Genomic DNA, 19,309 nt, shown 5'->3' on the forward strand with positions numbered 1-19,309 from the left:
TTACTGCCCGTTAAGGCTGGGATAAAATAATTTTGCTATCTTGCTGTTATATTCAATTCTTCTCCTTTTCAAAAGATAATCAGTTATAGTGAGAGGGTGTGCCAAAAGGAAGAAAAGCAACTCTTTGGGGACACCCTGCTGAAAGACCCTGTGATGAAAACCCAGTAAAATCAAAGGTTTGGTGACAGGACCTTTCAGCTTTTAAACCTTATCAGGGACTTATCGGACAGCCCCTTCAACGAATAGGAGAACATGAATGAAAAATATAATTAGAAGACAAATCTTTGAACTCATTGATACAGACTATCAGAAGTTTGCAGCCGTACTCATACCTAACATTAACAATATTTTAGGTGTTCGGCTGCCAGAACTTCGTAAAATTGCAAAACAAATTGCAAAAGATGACTGGCACACTTACCTTGAAACTGCAGAAAATGAATATTTTGAGGAAATCATGCTGCAAGGTATGGTCATTGGTTATGTGAAAACCAATATGGAAGAAATCCTGCCTTATGTGGCTGCGTTCGTGCCCAAAATTGATAATTGGTCAGTATGTGACAGCTTTTGTACAGGTCTGAAATTCACAAAGGAAAATAAAAGACTTGTATGGGAGTTTTTACAGCCATATCTTTCTTCTGAAAAAGAATATGAAATACGATTTGGAGTGGTTATGCTACTGAACTTTTATATAGAGATGGAATACATCGGCAAAGTGTTAAACCTCCTAGAAGGTGTAAAGCACGAAGGATTTTACGCCAAAATGGCAGTTGCATGGGCTTTGTCTATCTGTTATGTGAAGATTCCTGATTTGACAATGGAATATTTGAAAAATAACAAGCTTGATGATTTTACCTATAATAAAGCCTTACAAAAAATTGTGGAGTCTAATCGTGTAAATAAGGAAACAAAAAGTCTGATCCGCAGTATGAAACGGAGATAAAAAAAGAAGAAAAATATCCTTTCATTCTTAATGCTTCCTTGTTCCCTTTATTACTCAGTATTTAATGTTCCTCGTCTTTCAAGTTCCAAAAGCTGTGTCTTCATATCTAATCCGCCGCGATAACCGGTTAACGCCCCATTCTTTCCTACTACACGATGGCAAGGTATAGTAATTAAAACCGGATTAGCTCCAATTGCCGCCCCCACAGCACGAACAGCGGCTGGCTTATTTATAAAGTTTGCAATGTCGGAATAGGACTTTGTCTGTCCGTATGGAATCTCACAAAGTGCGTTCCAGACTGCAAGCTGGAATGCTGTTCCATTGGAATCAAATGGAATAGTAAAATTTGTCCTTTCTCCTTCTAGATACTCGGTTATTTCAATCACATAAGGTCTAAGATATTCATCATCTTCAACAAGAGGACTTCCTAGAAAGCGTTTCGTAGCCCATTCAGATAATTCCTCGAATGATTTGTTCTGTGAACCTACGTAGCACAGCCCTTTAGAAGTTGAGGCAATATAAAAATTCCAATCTTTAAACTTTAGCAAAGACCAATAAATTACCTGTTTATTTTTTGATTTCATTTTTTCATTCCTCCATCTTACGCAGCTGACGATATTGTGTTGGTGTATGCCCGGTTTTCTCTTTAAATAGAGTAATGAAATAGGGTTTGTTAGGTATACCTACATATGTGGAAATATCCGCAATAGATTTATTTGTTTCAATCAAATAATTCTTAGCTATTTTTAATCTAATCTTTTGTATATACTCAACCGGTGTAATGCCCTTAATCTTTTTAAACGTTCGATGTAAATGATAAGGACTCCCGTGGGCTATACTAGCTAGCTTCTCCAACGTTAATTTTTCTGTAAAATTTTTATCAATGTATTCAGTAATAACTGCCACCCATTCACTATCAGGCAATTTTTCATTAGTAGGCTTGCAACGTTTACAAGGACGAAAATTAGCATGAAGGGCTTGTTCTGCGTTCTGAAAAATACATACATTTTCTTTTTTCGGAATACGAGATTTACATGATGGTTTACAAAAAATCCTAGTCGTCTTTACAGCATAGAAAAATTGATCATTGTAAGAAGCATCATTGCTAATAATGGCCTGCCACTTTTCATCTGTCATCATTTCTTGATCATCACTATCTTGAAATCGGATATTAATACAGTCCGTCATTTACTTCACCTCTCTTTCCATTATACTCTCTATGGATTTAGAATTTATGATACTTGGAATAGAATAGCAAGATATTGAAATTTAAAAATTGTATGCATTTTTCGAATAATATTTTTCGCTTATAATAGATTTAAAGGATGAATTGCATTTTTCGAATAATATTTTTCGCTTATAATAGATTTAAAGGATGAATTGCATTTTTAAAGTATATTAATCCGACTTTTTAGAAAGGACGACCTTATAATGAATAAAAAAATTTCAGAAAGCGAGTCTACCAGACTGCAAGAATATATTGACTCTCCGGAAAAACAGCAGCAGCTATACCGGAAAACATTAATCATTGTAGTTCTTGCACAAATTTTTGGAGGTGCAGGACTGGCGGCAGGAGTTACAGTTGGAGCTCTTCTTGCCCAGGATATGCTCGGTTCGGACAGTTTTGGCGGTATTCCGTCTGCATTATTTACTCTCGGATCTGCTGGTGCTGCGTTAGGTGTTGGTTGGCTTTCACAACGTTTTGGCCGCCGTACCGGACTTACCGCGGGGTTTTTTGCCGGGGGAATCGGAGCTATTGGAATAATTATTGCTGCAGCAACTAATAATCTTGTCCTTCTTTTCGCTTCCCTGCTCATATACGGGTCCGGGATGGCTACAAACTTGCAGGCACGCTATGCGGGGACAGATTTGGCAAGTCCTAAACAAAGAGCAACAGCGATCAGTATTTCATTAGTATCCACAACATTTGGTGCTGTTGCAGGTCCGAACCTAGTGAATATAATGGGGAAATTTGCGGAATCATTCGGGCTTCCAGCTTTAGCAGGTCCATTTATTTTAGCCGCAGCAGCCTTTACCCTTGCTGGTTTAGTTCTTCTTATTTTCCTTCGTCCCGATCCTTTTCTTATCTCACAAGAAATTATGTTTAGAAAGAAAACGACGGATAGCAAAAATTCTTCTGGAAACCATTCTGAAATATTTACAGAAAATAAACGGGGAATTATAACTGGAGCCGTCGTAATGGTCTTAACTCAAATTGTTATGGTAATGATCATGACGATGACACCGATCCATATGGAGCATCATGGCCATGGTTTAAATGCAGTCGGGATTGTCATTAGCATACATATCGCGGCAATGTATCTTCCGTCTCTTGTAACGGGGATTCTCGTTGATAAACTCGGCCGTACCTTTATGGCGGTTGCCTCCGGCGCTACTTTATTAGCTGCAGGACTGCTTGCCGCTTTAGCACCTGGTGATTCCATGACCGGACTTATCATCGCTCTCGCCATTCTTGGTCTCGGTTGGAATTTTGGCTTAATTAGTGGAACAGCACTTATTATTGACTCTGCTCACCCAGCTGCCCGGGCGAAAACCCAAGGGACTGTTGATGTGTTGGTCGCTTTAGCCGGTGCTTCAGGAGGAGCGCTTTCTGGTATGATTGTCGTACATTCAAGCTATACCACATTAGCATTTGCTGGCGGGATTTTCTCCTTACTGCTCATTCCGGTTATTGTCTGGTCTCTTAGTAATCAAAAGAATACAAATGAAAAATCCCGCAGTTTACATTCATAAACTGCGGGCATATTGCTGTCTTTCTTCAGTCACCTTCCAAATACCCGGCCGAATACTTTCACGTTCACAATAATTTTCGTCGCCCAGTGCGCACCTACATATAAAAAGATAAATAAAATAACGAGCGGTTTAAATAAAATCCAAGCTATAAACCATGTGAGTATTGCGACCCAGGGCTTCATACTAGATAAAGTCCTCGCCGGCCATAAGAAAAAACGATAGAGTTTATACTGTTTTTGTAAAACATTAAGATACTCTTCCCTTATTTGTGCATTCTGGGGATCAATTCGAACAGCACTTTCTAAATATTGCTGTGCTTTTTCGTAATCTCCCCTTCCATCTGCCGACCATGCCAGGTACATAAAGACGAGTTCATTTTCTGGGTTAAAATTCAGCGCTTCTCTCTCGATTTCTGCTGCAAGCTGTTTATTCCCTAGTAAACTTTGAACATAGCTATAGTTTGCAAGATATAAAGCATTTTCCGGCTGAAAATGCAGAGCATGTTCAAAGCTATCCTTCGCTTTTTCAAAATCTCCTGCTTTATTATAAATATTACCTTGCAAAAAATAATAAAAGCTTTCCTCAGGAAAAAGGATCAAGGCTTCTTTTATCATCTCCATCGCAGCTTTATAATCCTCTTTCGTATAAAAAGTGCTTACTCTTACTTCCCATCCTAAAGCGTGATGCGGATCATTTTTCAATGCTTCCTCTGACCAATACAAAGATTTATTATAGTCATCCATTTCTAAATAAATTTTTCCTAACAGCGCATATCCATCAGCATCAGCCGGATAGAGCTGAATATACTTTTCCGCTTCCTGAACAGCCTCTTTATAGCGGTTCCACTCCAACAGCTGTACGATTCTATCATATTGTGAATATTGCATTTCCTCATTCATTGAACTATTCCTATCTAATTTTATTTTCCTTCATATAATCAAGTACTGTCGTATAATCTTTGTTTACGTCGCTGAAAGTGGCATAGTTTTTAGCAGTAGAAAACCATTCCAGTGTTGTTGGTTTCCTCTCTTTCAACACTTTAAGTATATCCATATTAGTTATCGGCTGAAGCTCTCCGCTTTCTAATGAACGCTCTAAAGCTGCCTCCACTGAATCATGGACGAGCTGGTCTAAATCTGCACCGGAAGAATAATTAGTCTTACTCGCAATCTTTTTCATATCCAGTGAGTCTTGAGGCTTATCTTTTATTTTTAAATTTAAAATAATTTCTCTTTCCTTCTCGCTCGGAGGCGGAATGAAAATCATTTGATTCAGCCTGCCTGGACGCTTCAATGCAGGGTCTAAATACCATGGTGTGTTCGTCGCCCCTATAATATAAATTCCATCATTATGAGAATCAAGCCCATCCAGTTCTACTAACAGCTGATTAACAAGCGTCCGCTCATGGTGAAAACGCATATTATGCCTGCTTCCCCCGAGCGCGTCCAACTCATCGATAAAAAGGACACAAGGTTTACTTTCTCTGGCCTTTTCAAATACATCGTGAAGATTATGCTCACTTTGTCCGATATACATCGATAAAATCGCCTGCAGTTCTATATGCAGGAAATTAGCGTTTATTTCACCGGCAATTGCTTTGGCGATAAAAGTTTTTCCACATCCAGGCGGCCCGTAAAGAAGCAAGCTTCCTCCAGCCTTTTTCCCATAGGCTTTAAAAAATTCAGGTTTTTGCAGCGGCAGAATAAAGTTCATTTCAATTTTCTTTTTTACTTCATCCAGTCCACCGACATCAGCAAATGTCTCTTTCGGCTGTATTATTTCAACAAGTGCATTTTTCTCCTTATCAAACAGAAAAACTTTCATTAACTTTTGTTGTTTTTCCTGATCATCTGACATGGTTATCCTCCAATTAATTATAAAAAATGTAAATATTTATACAAATTAAATTTTATAATGAAAACAAGAACTCGTCTATGTACTTAAAGTCTCATTCTGCTGCCTATAGTAAATAAAAGGACCACTCTATTTTGTGAGAGCCGTCCTTTTATTAAAAATAGATCTATCCGCTTTTCTGTATATCTGCTTCTATCATCTTTCCTTTTTGAATGTCTTTTTTTCTATACAGTAATAATGAAAAAGGAATGCTTAAACAGGTTAAAATTGTCGCTGCAACAAACACATCATTCAGTCCTTTTACATAAGCGACGGATGAAATAGTATGTTCCGTCTCATACAAGGCGATTCTTGTATAGAAAAAAGAAGTAAAAATACCAATGGACATAGCCCCTGTAATTTGCCTGGTCCAATTAAGTAAAGAAGCAGCATCTCCAGCAAGATTAGTGGGGACTGCATTCATTCCTATATTAATAGTAGCATTCATTGATAATCCAAGTCCTATATAACGAAAGGTCATCCATAGCATAACTGTAGCTGGAGCGGATTCTATCGTTAACTGACTGAATTTCCAAGTAGCAATTAATAAAAATAATGTCCCAGTCAGTATTAACAACTTAGGTCCAATCTTCTCGTAATATTTGGAACTTACTGTAGTGGCTACTGTCATGGAAAGTGCAGGAGGCAGAAGCAGGATCCCTACTTCAGCAGCAGTCATCTGATGGATTTCCAGCAAATATAATGGTATAAAATAAATCCCGGTAAACAAGCTGCTAATTAATATGACTGATATAGCAGTACTTAAAGCAAAAATTTTATTTGTAAAAAGCCGTAATTCTAACAGCGGTTCCTTTACTCTAAGCCCTCTCCAAATAAAGTGAACGAGAAAAAGAACCCCTGTAACCAGACATATGATCGACTTCTCTGACAATATTCCCCATTTATGAAGATTGCTGAACAAAACTAATAATGTGAGACTGCTAAACAGAATGCCAATCATCCCTGTACCGTCGAATGAAACTTTTGAAGAATCTATTTTCCTTTCCAGACTAATCCATCCAAATATCAAAGCAGTCAGCCCGAATGGGATTATTACTAAAAAAATAAGAGGCCAATTCCATACTTGAAGCCAGCCGCTTATAGTTGGAGCTAAAGCAGGACCTAGTACAGAGGAGGCAGACCATAGACCTAAAGCCATGGAATGTTTATGTTCTGGGAGCATTTGATAAATGATCGTTAAAGTTACTGGCTGAATAACACCACAAAAGACACCTTGTATTATACGGAATACAATTAATGAGCCAATATTCCATGCGGAAGCACATAAAATGGAGGAAATCATTAAACCTGTAATTGAAAATAAAAAAAGCTCACGCGTTCCAAAGCGGTTTCCGAGATAACCGCAAAGAGGCGCAATCATTCCAGTTGCGAGAGTAAACCCTGTCATAAGCCATTGTACCGTAGCCAAATTTGTCTGAAAAATAGTTATAAAACCCGGCAAGGAGACATTTAAGGAAACAGATTGATAAATTGAAATAAAGGATCCAATTACGATGGCTGTTAAAATAAAAGAATGTTTCATAGACTCTTCTGCCAAATCTTTTATGATTTTCAACTCCATTCAAAAAAATAGAAGCAGACAAGGGATAATTCAAGTCTGCTTCTGCTCTAACGATGCTTAAATTGTTTCCTTTAGTCTATTATTTAAAATATTCACCGGCCTCTTTAATCCTAAATTTTCACGTAAAGTATTGCCTGTGTATTCTGTACGGAATAACCCACGCTCTTGTAATATAGGAATAACTTGATCGACGAAATCATCTAAACCGCCCGGTAAATAAGGAGGCATAATATTAAATCCATCTGCCGCTCCATTTTCAAACCATTCTTGCAATTGATCAGCAATTTGCTCAGGTGTACCCTTAATTTCTCGGTGGCCACGAGCGCCGGCAATCCGCTGATATAACTGGCGAATCGTTAGATTTTCCCGATCAGCAAGATCTTTTAGCAATGTGAAGCGGCTTTTTCCTCCATTCACCTCTTCCAATTCAGGTAAATCAGGCAAAGGACCATCGACCGGATAGCCGGACAAGTCAACACTTATCATATTGGATAAAAGAGTAATCCCAGCCTCTTCAGGAATGAGCTGCTCAAGTAACAATTTATTTTCCTCTGCCTCTTCTTCTGTTCTTCCAATGACAGGAAAGACACCTGGCATGATCTTCAATTCGTCGGGAGAACGGCCGTACTTTTTCATTCTCCCTTTAACATCAGCATAAAATGCTTGTGCCTCTTCAAGTGTTTGCCAAGCGGTAAAAATGACTTCCGCCGTACGAGCAGCAAGCTCTTTTCCGGCTTCAGAAGAGCCTGCCTGGACAATGACCGGATATCCTTGGGGAGATCTCGAAATATTTAATGGTCCCTCTACAGAAAACCATTTGCCTTTATGATTAACATCATGAATTTTAGAACTATTTGCAAATTCAGCAGCCTCTTTATCAATAATTAAAGCGTCATCTTCCCAGCTCTCCCAAAGCTTTGTAACAACATCAACAAATTCCTCTGCTCTCTCATAACGTTTTTCATGAAGAAGGTGCTGCTCTAAATTAAAATTACGTGCTTCTGCATTACTTCCTGATGTAACAACATTCCATCCTGCTCTTCCCCCGCTTAAATGATCAAGAGAGGCAAATTTCCGGGCTACATGGAAAGGTTCGTTATACGTAGTCGATACTGTACCTACAAGTCCAACATTCTCTGTTACTGTTGAGAGTGCAGATAATAAAGTAAAAGGTTCAAAAGATGTATTTACAGTCTGCCCGATAGTATTTTGCTTCTTTCCTCTCACTGCGTAACCATCTGCAAGAAAAACAACATCGAATTTTCCACGTTCAGCTGTTTGTGCCAATTTTTTTATAAAATCAAAGGTCATTATATTATGAGCTTCTGCTTTTGGATGCCGCCATGCAGCTACATGATGACCTGGTATCATAAAAAATGCGCCTAGTTTCATTTCTTTTTTATTAATAGTCATTTATTCTTCTTCCTTTCGCCATCATTCATTTGGATTTGTTTTCCATGATGAGAATTTTCTTTCAAGTGAAACTAGAACGTAATTCAGGAAAAAGCCGAGCAATGAGATAGTTATGATACCTGCATACATTTGAGGGATTTGGAAATTCATTTGGGCGTAATTAATTAAATAACCGAGTCCTTCTTTTGCTCCCACCATTTCAGCAGCAATTAATACAAGAATAGAAGCTGTGCCAGCCATACGTATTCCGGTAAAAATAGTCGGAATTGATGCAGGCAAAATTACTTTATAAAACAGCTTATATGATGATAATCCCATCGATTTAGCTGATTTAATTAGTAGTGGATCGACATTTCGAACAGCATTAATAGTATTTAAAAGAAGTGGAAAGACGCAAGCAAATAAGACAATCGAAACTTTAGATGTTTCTCCAATCCCTAGGAGAAGAATAAAAACAGGCAGTAAGGCTAATGCGGCTGTATTTCGAAATAGTTCTAATACAGGATTTAACAACTGATTCGCCAGCGGATACCAGCCAATGATAAGCCCTAGGGGAATCGCAATAATGATCGCAAGCCCGAATCCGATAGCTGATCGGATAATACTTGCCTGAAAATGAGCATATAATTCACCTGAAATTATTAACCCCTGCCATCCTTCCGCAACTTTTGAAAAAGGCGGAAAGAAAGTAATATCTACTAATCCAATCCGGGGAGCGACTTCCCAAAGTACGAGTAAAAGAAAAATAGCCGCTGTTTGTTTCGCAAACTTCTGTATCCAATTAAAAGAGAAACGAACTCTTCCCCATCTTTGAGCAGGAACTGATATAGATTTATCAAAACTAGCCATTTTTTCACCTCATTAATAAAATAATTTAATTTCTATTAAGCAGATTGAGTCTTCTTTTCAAATGTTTGAGCTTTACTCACTTCTTCACGAAGTAAATCCCAGATTTGATGACGTGTTCTTGCGAATTCAGCGGTAGAGCGTAAATCTTCTTCCTCACTGTTTGAGTGTACCTGATTATTAATAATCTGTTTAATAGTACCTGGACGGGAGGTCATTACTGCCACACGCTGTCCTAAATAAACAGCCTCGTCTATTCCATGTGTAATAAAAATAATAGTTTTCTTTGTTTTTTCCCAGATCTGAAGCAATTCCGTTTGCAGTGTTTCCCTTGTTTGAGCGTCCAAAGCTGCGAACGGCTCATCCATTAATAACACTTCTGGATTAAAAGCCAAGCTTCTTGCAATAGCAACACGCTGCTTCATTCCACCTGAAAGTTCGTGTGGATAACGATTTTCAAATCCTGATAGTCCTACGAGTGACAAAAAGTGACGGGCAATTTCTGTACGTTCTTTTTTCGGTACTCCTTTTGACTCGAGCCCAAACTCAATATTCCCCTTTGCTGTTTTCCAAGGAAATAATGCATATTGCTGAAAGACAATTCCTCGGTCCAAACCCGGTCCATCAATTGGTTTTCCATCTAATAAAATTCGTCCTGAAGTCGGCTTTGTTAAACCTCCTAAAAGGTCAAGTAAAGTAGATTTACCGCATCCTGACGGTCCTACTAATGAAAGGAACTCCCCGGTTTTAACCGAAAAATGAACATTTTTAAGAGCTGTAAATTCCTTCACTCCCCCTTTTCTTTCATCAGATTCCCTTATTTTAAAAATTTTACTTACGTGATCAAACTCAATTTTGTTCGTCATATTCTCACCCCATTATTTTTTCTCAAGTTCCTCTTTGAAAGGATTAAATTCGTTAGTATATAAATCGTCTAATTTCACTTGCCCTTCTTTAAATTCTCCGCTTTTCTCCAGCCAGTCGACCCATACTTGGAATTCCGATTCCTGAATAAATCCCCCTTTCTGTGCTATTCCGGAACTTTTCCAATACTGAATAGTTTCTGTATCTTCCTCACGTCCTCTTTTTTCAATAATCGATTCAAAACGGGTAATAACCTCCTCTTTAGGTGTTGTTTGAGCCCATTCAATAGCTTTTGCTGTTGCTTCCACGAATTTGCTTACTGTATTCGGATTCTCCTTAATAAATTTCTCCGTAAAAACAAGGCTGCCGCCTGTAAAAGATCCAAATAGGTCGTAATCGCTAAAGAGCTTGCTTATTCCCCCTTTTTCTAATGCCCGATCACGCAGCATTCCTCCTAAAACAGCCACATCAATTTGTTTTTGCCTCAATGCCTGTTCCGTATTCACTGGCGGGACGACAACTAAAGTAACTTGTTTTATTTCATCCTCAGTTAATCCGTTTTGTCGCAAGTATTCTTTTAAAACAAATTCATGATGAGCTCCCATTGTATTCATCCCAACTTTTTTTCCAATTAGATCACGGGCGTTTTTAATAGGACTTCCTTCCAGTATATAGAACCCATGGAAAGTATGTTCATCACTGCCATAATAGCCTATAACTGATTTAATCGGTGCACCACTGGCTATTAATTTAGCTATTGCGCCATTAAAGGCACCCCCAAAATGTGTTTCACCGGTGGCAGCGTTTTGAATAGATGCAGGTCCACTAGTTGTATTTCCTATCCATTCTAATTTAATAGGGTCCAAATATCCTAGATCCTGAGCTAGTTCAGGATAAGTCACAGTTCCAACAGAACCTTCATATTTTAGAGTCAGAGTTTCATATTTCCCTTCTCCCCCTACTACCTTTTCCTTTTCCTGGCACCCGGTTGATACAATAAGTAATAAGATAGCTATAAATAATATTCCAGCTCTTCTCCAACTATTTGAAATCTGCAATATTTCTCCCTCCATTTTCATCTTTTATATACTAAAAGGCCTTTCTAATAAGTGTTATACACTTATTAGAAAGGCCTCCAGTCTACTGGTCGGCTAATTAATATAACAAAAAACCGGAGACAATCTCTAAAGATAAAGAGAAAATCTCCGGTTGACCGGTCAATTAATTGATAATTCATATCGAAATACTTGTATTTATTGTTCCTCATATTAACAACATTATTATCAATAGTCAATACTAAAAATAAGATTTTTACATTTTATTTTAAAAATTAAAAACACCTGCATACTTAGGTTCTAACCTATATTTATATTAAAATATTCCCTTATTAATTCTCTAAATCTCTTTTTATCAATTTCTTCTTTATGAACTTTCCCATCCTCCCATTGTGTAAAAGAATTATTCGTTAATGTTATATTTCCTCTATCTGTTATTCTCGTAATAAGCGGATTTTTGTTGAAAGGAGACTGCTCATGTTCATTAATTATCTTTTGTATTTCATTTAGTTCGTTTAAGTCTTCTACTACCTTTTCACTGTAAAAAGCATAGCCTGTTTTCCAATCCTCATCTTTATGTTTTAATTTCATTTCAAGCACATAACGATCATCCAGCTTCTTCACCCTGAATTCTCCGTTAGAAGAGGTTACTGTTTCACCATTTAAAGGAACAGGGGTTAAAGGCAAATTCCCGCCAAACCCGGTATCAACTAAATAAGCTTCTCCCTGATGATTTACGATATTAGCAACATGAGTTTCGCCGATTGTACCCCATGACTGATTCGTATGGTTAAATACTGTACCGCGGATTAAAGAAACATCAAAGCCGTTTTCCTCAAGGAAAAAATAAAGAATTGTGTTCAGCTCATAACAAAGTCCACCTTCACTTTTCTTCATTATTTTATCTATTAAGTTCTCTTTTGTAATAGGAGCCGTTTTATTTGCAACAACACATAAGTTCTCAAAAGGAATAGCCTTTGCTGTTTTCTCCAGAATAGTATGCAATTCTTCAAATGTTATTATTTCTTCTTCAGCTATGCCGATTCTATTACGGAACAGTCTATTTAATTTTGTCATTATCCAATTCTCCTTTTACTTAAGTTTAAAACTTGCAAATTTTAAATGAATCATTCAATTTTAAATTATAGCGGAAAAAGGGGGAATAAAAATGGACAATATTTATAATTTTGATGTAAAGATGACAAATGGTGAAATGAAATCATTAAAAGATTATGAAGGCAAAATACTCCTCATTGTCAATACAGCGAGCAAATGCGGACTGACTCCTCAGTTTAAAGGACTGCAAGAGCTGTATGATACATATAAAGAAAAAGGTCTTGAGATTTTAGGATTCCCTTGTTCTCAATTTAACAATCAGGAGTTCAGCAATATTGAAGAAACGACTGAGTTTTGCCAGCTGAATTATGGTGTCACATTTCCAATACTCGCAAAAATTGATGTAAATGGCGATAATGCAGATCCATTGTTTAAATTTTTGAAAGAAAAGAAAAAAGGGACTTTATCAAAAAGCATTAAATGGAATTTTACGAAGTTTCTTGTTGATCGAAATGGCGAAGTGATCGAACGCTATGCTCCTACTACGAGTCCTGAAAAAATAGAAGAAGACATAATAAAATTAATAGGATAAAAATAAGATGGCATACCGCCATCTTATTTTTATTATTTGAATGTAGCATGTATTTGCACAATTTCAGACTGGGACCCGATACGAATCGGCGTCCCCCAGAAGCCGTATCCGGAAGAGACAATAGTATGAAGATTACCTTTCCTTAAATATCCCCAGTCATTTTCATATATTTTCTGTGTAATTAAATGTCCGGGAGCAATCTGTCCTCTATGGGTGTGACCTGATACGAGAAGGTCTACCCCATTTTCTTCTGCAATATCAAAATCATACGGCTGATGATCCATGAGAATGACTGGCTTATTTAAGTCAACGTTTTTCATCAGATCATTCAGTTTTAAACGAACTTCTTCCCTGTAGCCTTTATCTTTTCGGCCTACTAAAGTGATCCCGTTATCTAATACGAGAACTTCGTCGAACAGCACGTCCATCCCGCTCTCACGGAAGCTTTTCATCAGTTCTTCTGTTACTTCCCGGTCATGATTTCCTAAAGACATATAAACCGGCGCTTTTATTTGCTTTAAGATAGGTGGAATCCCTTTTGCGAGAAACATGTTTAAATCATCATCGATAATATCTCCCGGAAATAAGATAAAATCAGGGTTCAGAGAATTAATTTCTTTCACAAGATTTTCTGCATGCTTAGAACCTGACAATACTCCAAAATGCATATCAGAAGCCATAACAATATTAAGCTCCTTCTTCCCTTCCACATGTTTCGGAATATTAATTTCATAAGTCCTTACTACCGGAGTATAGGCGTTATAGGCTCCGTAAATAAATAAGCAGCATACGATAGCCATCACAGCAAAGCCAGTTCGTTTTGTCACCTTTTCTCTTTGGATATTTGTAAATCTCATCAGAAAAACAAAAAGATTGGCGAGCGGAAGCAAAAAGATTAAAAAGTAGAAAAGCCCGAGCCAGATCGCTCCAACCCATGTCAGATTAAAATAGTCTTCCAAAAATCGCTTCAAAATCGGGGAATAACCGAGTAAGAAAAATAAAAACCAATATATATACTTGAATGGCTTATTTATCTTAATGATAGTTTGCAGCCACTTCCATCCGTTCCATCCTATGTAAAACAAAAGGACATTATATAGTAATATAACTGCAATGAATAACAGCATAGATGCTAGCTCCTTTGTGAAGAATAATTTCTAATTCTCATTATATAGAACCGTTGATTGAAAATACAAAAAAATACGCCCGCTTTTCAAATTAAAGATTGAAAAAAATCTATTTATCTATTATATTAATTTATAATACGATTCGTATCGTATTATAAATGATAGCTTCAAGAAAGGATGGCCTATGAAAAATTTAAAATTAGAAACTGGAATCGGTTCTTTGCAGTGGTTTGTCTTTTTGCTTGTTAACTCTATAACATTACCTATTATTATTGGGGAAGTGTATCAGCTGTCGATGACAGAAACATCTGAGTTAATGCAGCGAACCTTTTTTGTCGTTGGGATAGCTTCTTTATTAGCCGGCTGGCTTGGACACCGCCTCCCTATTCCTGAAGGACCTGCTGGCATTTGGCTCGGAATATTTGTTTTAATGGGACAAATGGCTGCAGCCCAAGGTATAGAACAGACAGCAGCTTTACAGTTATTACAGGGCGGTATGCTTACAGCTGGTGCGATTCTTATTATTATGAGTGCTACCGGGTGGATTAACAGTATGATGAAGCTGTTTACACCACTTGTAAATGGAGTTTATTTAATGATGCTCGGATTGCAGCTGAGCGGCGTTTTTCTAAATGGAATGATGGGAGTAACAAATAATTCTACAGAAGTACATATGGGTAATATTATGATTGCTTTTTCCGTCTTTTTCATCGTTCTCGGACTTTCTATTTGGGGAAAAGGCTGGTTAAAAAGCTATAACGTTCTAATTGGGATCGTTATCGGCTGTATTTTATTTTTCTTAACGAATGGCACAGAGCCTATTCCTGAATCTTCTTCTCTTTTATTACTACCAAATCTGTTTGCATGGGGGTTACCTCAGCTTAATATAGGGATGATCGTATCTTCTATTATTGCCGGATTTGTATTAGTTCCAAATGTGATCGCAAGTGTATCGGCGATGCAGCAGGTTCTTAAAGAAAATAAGCAAAATAATAAAGAAATGAACGAAAACGGCCAAATTAAAAGAGCAGGAATTACGAGCGGTATATCGAGTATGCTGTCAGCTGTATTTTCGACAGTCGGAGTCGTCCCGTTTTCCATTGCAGCAGGCTTTGTAAGAATGACCGGCCAATATCGGATGACACCTTTCTTTATCTCTTGTCTCGCTCTGATTGCTGTTTCTCTCTTCCCTGCAGCATATTCGGTACTTGCCCTTCTTCCGGAACCGGTTGCTTATGCCGCTATGCTCGCTGCATTTACCCAAATGGTCGGGATAGGATTAAGCTCTGTTCTTAAGGAAACTCTTGATCAGCGCAGGCTTACTATTGTAGGAATCGCCCTTTCCCTTGGAACAGGTAGTATGTTTGTACCGAAAATTGTTTTTTATGAACTGCCGACTGTTTTGCAGTATGTTTTAAGCAACGGTGTCATGGTAGGGATGCTTACAGCTTTAATACTTGAACATTGCTGGCGTCCGGTAAAAGAAAAAACGGTGGACAAAGGACGTGTAAGATTGATACCTTTAAATCAATCACAGTTTAATCGAGATTCGAACCTCTGATTATAATTATATAAGCGAGGGATTAGAATGGCTGATAAGAAACAGCAGACACGTCAATCAATCGGAAGACCGAGGAGCGAAGCGGCGAAAACAGCGATTATTAATGCCACTATTGACTTGCTCAATGAGTATGAATATGCAACTTTATCGATCGAAGCAATTGCTGCCCATGCCGGTGTGGGAAAAGCGACTATTTACCGTTGGTGGGGCAATAAAGCATTATTAATACTTGATGCATTTTTAATATCTACAAAAGAACAAATTGAGCTTCTGGAGAAGGAAAATATTTATGAAAGTTTCCGACAGCAGCTGCAAAACCTTGCTGCTGTCTTTAACACACCAATCGGAAGAACTGTTACAGCAATTATCGCGGAAAGCGGAGCAGATTCTGAACTGGCAAAAACATTCCATGAATCCTATCTTTATCCTCGCCGGGAAGAAGCGAAAAAGGTGCTCAAGCATGGGATTTCTGTGGGAGAGCTAAGCCCTTCCATTGATTTGGACGTAGCACTGGATTTACTATACGGTCCTATTTATTTAAGGATACTTATCTTTAAAACAGAATTGGATGAAGTATTTATTAATGATTTAGTCGATCATGTTATGAAAGGAATTCGTACTGTCTAATATGCCTGTAGCCCGCTTTTGCTCTTTTCTGCTTACAATCCAATAATGGAAAGACTGTGTCCAATGGATAAAAAAGGTTTATTTTTAGAAGCAAAAGTGTTATATAAAAATGAGCTCTACAGTATCATTCATATTTACGAGTCGGGTTATATTGAAATTAGCAAGGAAGCATTTTTTCAAGTCGAATTAGTTCACCGTTCTGAAATAACACAAATATATTAAGAGGCCATTTCAAAATGGCCTCTTAATATATACTCCTTAACTCCTCTCAATTAAATTGATAAACTCCCTCATAAATCCGGGCAGATCAGGCCATGCATGACCGGAGACGAGATTTCCCTCTGTATGTAATGTTTCAAAAATATATGTCGCTCCAAATGCTGTTACATCCGGTTTACATGCGATATATGCTGTCAGTTCTCTCCCCTTCATCAAATCAGGTATTGTCGACAATACTTGTGCCGCATGACAAATGGCTCCAACAGGCTTATTCTCTTCAAAGAAATGACGAATAATGTTAGGAAGCGGCTCAGTTAAACGGATATATTCAGGTGCTCGTCCGCCCGGGATAATAAGTCCATCATACTCCTGAGGATTTACATCAGCGAAAGCAAGATGAGAATCAAGACCATATGCCGGTTTTTCTACATATGTTTCTGTACCTTCGATAAAATCATGGCTTACAGTATGCAGCTTCTTAACAGATGGGGAAGCAATTGTGACATCATATCCTTCTTCCAGACAACGGTAATACGGATAAAAAATTTCAAGTGCCTCTACTGCATCCCCGGTAACGATTAAAACTTTTTTGCTCATTATATAACCTCCATCTAAAAATAATTACTTCATTCTGCTTGTACTAAAACAACGTTACTATTCTATGTATATACCCTCTAAAAAAGTAGTATCTTCTTCTATTTTTTAATTCTTATAGAATTCTTTTCCTTTTCTCATCAAATTTTAATGTTTAGTCCGTATGATGAAAGAGAAAGATCATTAAGACCAGATAGGAGTGCTTCACAAAACTTATTAATTAATTTTTCAGGAGGTTTTTTATATGGGGAAGAATTTTAAAGTAAAAACATTATTTGAAGGTCAATTTCATGAACGTTACCAATTTTCATTAGATATGAAAGGAAATAATTACGGCGGTATTTTCAATGATGGGGAAATTCAGTGGTTTTACCCTCAGCCTAATATGAAACTTGAGGATATTCATGTCGAAGAGCTGGAATCAAAAGTTCACAGTTTAATGACAACTCATTTAGGATAAGAAAAAACCTTCAGTTATTTATACAACGTTCTATAAATAACTGAAGGTTTTTAGAGCTAGTATGCGATACCTATGCGCGATTTTATATATTGGGTGTCATTAATCTGATTATATGTAAATTCCGCTGTATCCGGTACAGATATCGACGCTCCATCTTCAGGAAGGAAATCGCGTTCCACACGGTACTTACCTGTATACTCCCCGTCCGGCAAATATGTAGGGCAGACAATCGTCCAATCAAGGTCTGATGCTTCTAAAAGCTCATACACTTTATGATGTTCTTCTGCAGCGAAAGTTAATTTGCGTTTTGACTCGCTTGACTGATAGCGCAGTACATCCGGCTCGGTCCTACTTTGCAGTATACCAGCTGTGCCGACCGTTATGATTCTCTTTATCTTTTCTTTTTTCATTTCTCCTATAATAAGCGGCACACTCTCTGATAAAGTAGTAGTTTTATCTGTACTTAATGCGCTAATAACAGCATCTTTATTTTTCATTGCATGCTGAATATCCTCTTTATTTAATACATTACCTTCAATCACAGTAAGATTTTCATCATGCATTTGAAGTTTACCCGGGTTGCGAACTAACACAGTCACATAGTGACCGTCTTTAAGAGCAAGTTCTACTATTTTACTGCCGACACGGCCAGTTGCACCTAACACTAATATATTCATAAAAATCCCCTTTCCATTAAGTACAGCTTCTCCCTTAAAAACTGTTTTATTTATTATCTCAAGACTTCCCTGTTCCTTTACATTTCGGACAGATAATTTCCATTGGAATCGGCAAAACAATTCTTACTCTTCCCGTTCCTTTACATTTATCACATACCATATTACGCTTCTCCCTCTTCCTTGCTTTTTTTGTAAAGAACTCGAATGGATGCCAATAGATGCTCTAATTCTTCCTCATTAAGAGTGTCTATCTTCCCAAGCTGGCTATTAATATACATATTTAAATCTGCATTTGGATCAAGTTTTTCTTCCTTCGGCTTTCCTGCATTATGTAAATCAGCAAAGTAAATTGCCATACTTCCTGTAATCGAACCAATTAAGCCGATGCCGACTAACATAAGGATTCCTGCAATAATTCTTCCTCCTTCTGTAACAGGAGAAATATCCCCATAACCGACAGTCGTTACAGTAACGATAGACCACCAGATCGAATCGGAAAAACTGTTAATACTCGGATTAGAGCCTTTTTCGAGTACATAAACACTGATAGAGCCCCAAGCCATTACTAGTACTGTAAATGCAACAACATAAGAAAGCCCTCCAGAATTAAAAATCCCCCTTATCGTCTTTGAGAATTTCATAATCCGAATGAGACGAATTAAGCGCATTAAGCGGGCAATTTTAAAGAAGGCGTCAAATGGAATAAGTGCAATTAAATCAAATATATTTTTCTTCACAAACACCCATTTTTTCGGTGCAAGGTAAAGCCTTACAATATACTCAATGAAAAAATATACGATCAAGCTGTAATCAAGCCATTTAATCTCTTGTCTTGATAACACTTCACTTCCTGAATAACCTACTATAATAACAGTTAAATATAATAAGATTAAAAAGAAAATAAACACTTCATAAATAATGTTCAGCCTGCTCATCCAATTCCTCCCCTGCAAAAAAATCATATTAACGATCATAACATTAAGTGAATTTAGTTGTATATTCGTTTGTTTTTTTAGAAAAAGAAAAGAACCTGTTTTACTGACTCAAAC

22 protein-coding genes are annotated in these 19,309 nt (G+C 37.4%); 7 read left to right on the forward strand and 15 right to left on the reverse strand.

Translation table 11 applies throughout. The features are described 5' to 3' along the window. Positions 1-256: 256 nt before the first annotated feature. Positions 257-940 carry a DNA alkylation repair protein gene (locus BFA01S_RS09795; protein WP_066229185.1) on the forward strand — a complete coding sequence of 228 codons (684 nt, stop codon included), beginning with the start codon at positions 257-259 and terminating at the stop codon, positions 938-940. A gap of 50 nt (positions 941-990) precedes the next feature. On the opposite strand, the gene BFA01S_RS09800 is transcribed toward BFA01S_RS09795, so the two are convergent. Both BFA01S_RS09800 and BFA01S_RS09805 read right to left on the reverse strand, forming a co-directional pair. After that, on the reverse strand, positions 991-1,524 hold the full coding sequence (locus tag BFA01S_RS09800) for a methylated-DNA--[protein]-cysteine S-methyltransferase (protein ID WP_066229187.1): 534 nt from the start codon (positions 1,522-1,524) through the stop codon (positions 991-993). Positions 1,525-1,528: 4 nt separating this feature from the next. Continuing rightward, complete coding sequence (locus BFA01S_RS09805; protein WP_066229190.1) at positions 1,529-2,128, reverse strand: bifunctional transcriptional activator/DNA repair enzyme AdaA; 600 nt, start codon at positions 2,126-2,128, stop codon at positions 1,529-1,531. 243 nt (positions 2,129-2,371) lie between these two features. On the opposite strand from BFA01S_RS09805, the gene BFA01S_RS09810 reads away from it, so the two are divergent. Next, entirely contained in the window at positions 2,372-3,694 is a 1,323-nt protein-coding gene (locus BFA01S_RS09810) for an MFS transporter (RefSeq protein WP_066229193.1), read from the forward strand. Positions 3,695-3,723: 29 nt separating this feature from the next. On the opposite strand, the gene BFA01S_RS09815 is transcribed toward BFA01S_RS09810, so the two are convergent. From BFA01S_RS09815 to BFA01S_RS09850, 8 genes are all read right to left on the reverse strand, one after another. Continuing rightward, on the reverse strand, positions 3,724-4,593 hold the full coding sequence (locus tag BFA01S_RS09815; RefSeq protein ID WP_066229196.1) for a tetratricopeptide repeat protein: 870 nt from the start codon (positions 4,591-4,593) through the stop codon (positions 3,724-3,726). A gap of 10 nt (positions 4,594-4,603) precedes the next feature. Further along, positions 4,604-5,551: an ATP-binding protein gene (locus BFA01S_RS09820; protein ID WP_066229201.1), complete on the reverse strand. Its 948-nt coding sequence runs from the start codon at positions 5,549-5,551 to the stop codon at positions 4,604-4,606. 163 nt (positions 5,552-5,714) lie between these two features. Continuing rightward, positions 5,715-7,130: a DHA2 family efflux MFS transporter permease subunit gene (locus BFA01S_RS09825; RefSeq protein ID WP_235843004.1), complete on the reverse strand. Its 1,416-nt coding sequence runs from the start codon at positions 7,128-7,130 to the stop codon at positions 5,715-5,717. A 96-nt stretch (positions 7,131-7,226) separates the two neighbouring features. Continuing rightward, positions 7,227-8,582, reverse strand: coding sequence for an LLM class flavin-dependent oxidoreductase (locus BFA01S_RS09830; protein ID WP_066229206.1), 1,356 nt, complete (start codon positions 8,580-8,582; stop codon positions 7,227-7,229). Positions 8,583-8,603: 21 nt separating this feature from the next. Beyond that, positions 8,604-9,431, reverse strand: a complete 828-nt coding sequence (locus tag BFA01S_RS09835; protein ID WP_066229209.1) for an ABC transporter permease — start codon at positions 9,429-9,431, stop codon at positions 8,604-8,606. A gap of 35 nt (positions 9,432-9,466) precedes the next feature. Then, entirely contained in the window at positions 9,467-10,294 is an 828-nt protein-coding gene (locus tag BFA01S_RS09840; protein ID WP_066229212.1) for an ABC transporter ATP-binding protein, read from the reverse strand. 12 nt (positions 10,295-10,306) lie between these two features. Continuing rightward, positions 10,307-11,344, reverse strand: a complete 1,038-nt coding sequence (locus BFA01S_RS09845; protein ID WP_412758866.1) for an ABC transporter substrate-binding protein — start codon at positions 11,342-11,344, stop codon at positions 10,307-10,309. Between the two features lie 303 nt (positions 11,345-11,647). After that, entirely contained in the window at positions 11,648-12,424 is a 777-nt protein-coding gene (locus tag BFA01S_RS09850) for an arylamine N-acetyltransferase family protein (protein WP_066229217.1), read from the reverse strand. A 91-nt stretch (positions 12,425-12,515) separates the two neighbouring features. On the opposite strand from BFA01S_RS09850, the gene BFA01S_RS09855 reads away from it, so the two are divergent. Continuing rightward, entirely contained in the window at positions 12,516-12,995 is a 480-nt protein-coding gene (locus BFA01S_RS09855; RefSeq protein ID WP_066229220.1) for a glutathione peroxidase, read from the forward strand. Between the two features lie 32 nt (positions 12,996-13,027). On the opposite strand, the gene BFA01S_RS09860 is transcribed toward BFA01S_RS09855, so the two are convergent. Then, complete coding sequence (locus tag BFA01S_RS09860) at positions 13,028-14,122, reverse strand: metallophosphoesterase (RefSeq protein ID WP_066229223.1); 1,095 nt, start codon at positions 14,120-14,122, stop codon at positions 13,028-13,030. 184 nt (positions 14,123-14,306) lie between these two features. On the opposite strand from BFA01S_RS09860, the gene BFA01S_RS09865 reads away from it, so the two are divergent. From BFA01S_RS09865 to BFA01S_RS22805, 3 genes are all read left to right on the forward strand, one after another. After that, positions 14,307-15,683: a purine/pyrimidine permease gene (locus BFA01S_RS09865; RefSeq protein ID WP_082799937.1), complete on the forward strand. Its 1,377-nt coding sequence runs from the start codon at positions 14,307-14,309 to the stop codon at positions 15,681-15,683. 27 nt (positions 15,684-15,710) lie between these two features. Continuing rightward, positions 15,711-16,310, forward strand: coding sequence for a TetR/AcrR family transcriptional regulator (locus BFA01S_RS09870; protein WP_066229225.1), 600 nt, complete (start codon positions 15,711-15,713; stop codon positions 16,308-16,310). Positions 16,311-16,373: 63 nt separating this feature from the next. Then, entirely contained in the window at positions 16,374-16,532 is a 159-nt protein-coding gene (locus BFA01S_RS22805; RefSeq protein WP_169800458.1) for a hypothetical protein, read from the forward strand. 36 nt (positions 16,533-16,568) lie between these two features. On the opposite strand, the gene BFA01S_RS09875 is transcribed toward BFA01S_RS22805, so the two are convergent. Then, positions 16,569-17,126, reverse strand: a complete 558-nt coding sequence (locus BFA01S_RS09875; RefSeq protein ID WP_066229228.1) for a DJ-1/PfpI family protein — start codon at positions 17,124-17,126, stop codon at positions 16,569-16,571. A 241-nt stretch (positions 17,127-17,367) separates the two neighbouring features. Between BFA01S_RS09875 and BFA01S_RS09880 the strand changes: the two genes are divergently transcribed. Continuing rightward, positions 17,368-17,583 (forward strand): DUF5342 family protein, encoded by a 216-nt coding sequence (locus BFA01S_RS09880; protein WP_066229230.1) that lies wholly within the window; start codon positions 17,368-17,370, stop codon positions 17,581-17,583. 56 nt (positions 17,584-17,639) lie between these two features. On the opposite strand, the gene BFA01S_RS09885 is transcribed toward BFA01S_RS09880, so the two are convergent. The 3 genes from BFA01S_RS09885 to BFA01S_RS09890 are packed head-to-tail and all read right to left on the reverse strand — an operon-like array spanning position 17,640 to position 19,195. Beyond that, positions 17,640-18,260 carry an NAD(P)-dependent oxidoreductase gene (locus tag BFA01S_RS09885; RefSeq protein WP_066229273.1) on the reverse strand — a complete coding sequence of 207 codons (621 nt, stop codon included), beginning with the start codon at positions 18,258-18,260 and terminating at the stop codon, positions 17,640-17,642. Positions 18,261-18,318: 58 nt separating this feature from the next. Further along, positions 18,319-18,420 (reverse strand): YuiA family protein, encoded by a 102-nt coding sequence (locus BFA01S_RS23580; RefSeq protein ID WP_305848774.1) that lies wholly within the window; start codon positions 18,418-18,420, stop codon positions 18,319-18,321. Position 18,421: 1 nt separating this feature from the next. Next, positions 18,422-19,195 carry an ion transporter gene (locus BFA01S_RS09890; protein WP_066229233.1) on the reverse strand — a complete coding sequence of 258 codons (774 nt, stop codon included), beginning with the start codon at positions 19,193-19,195 and terminating at the stop codon, positions 18,422-18,424. Positions 19,196-19,309 lie beyond the last annotated feature (114 nt).

Origin of the sequence: Metabacillus fastidiosus NBRC 101226 (assembly GCF_001591625.1) — a bacterium.
Classification (GTDB): domain Bacteria; phylum Bacillota; class Bacilli; order Bacillales; family Bacillaceae; genus Metabacillus; species Metabacillus fastidiosus.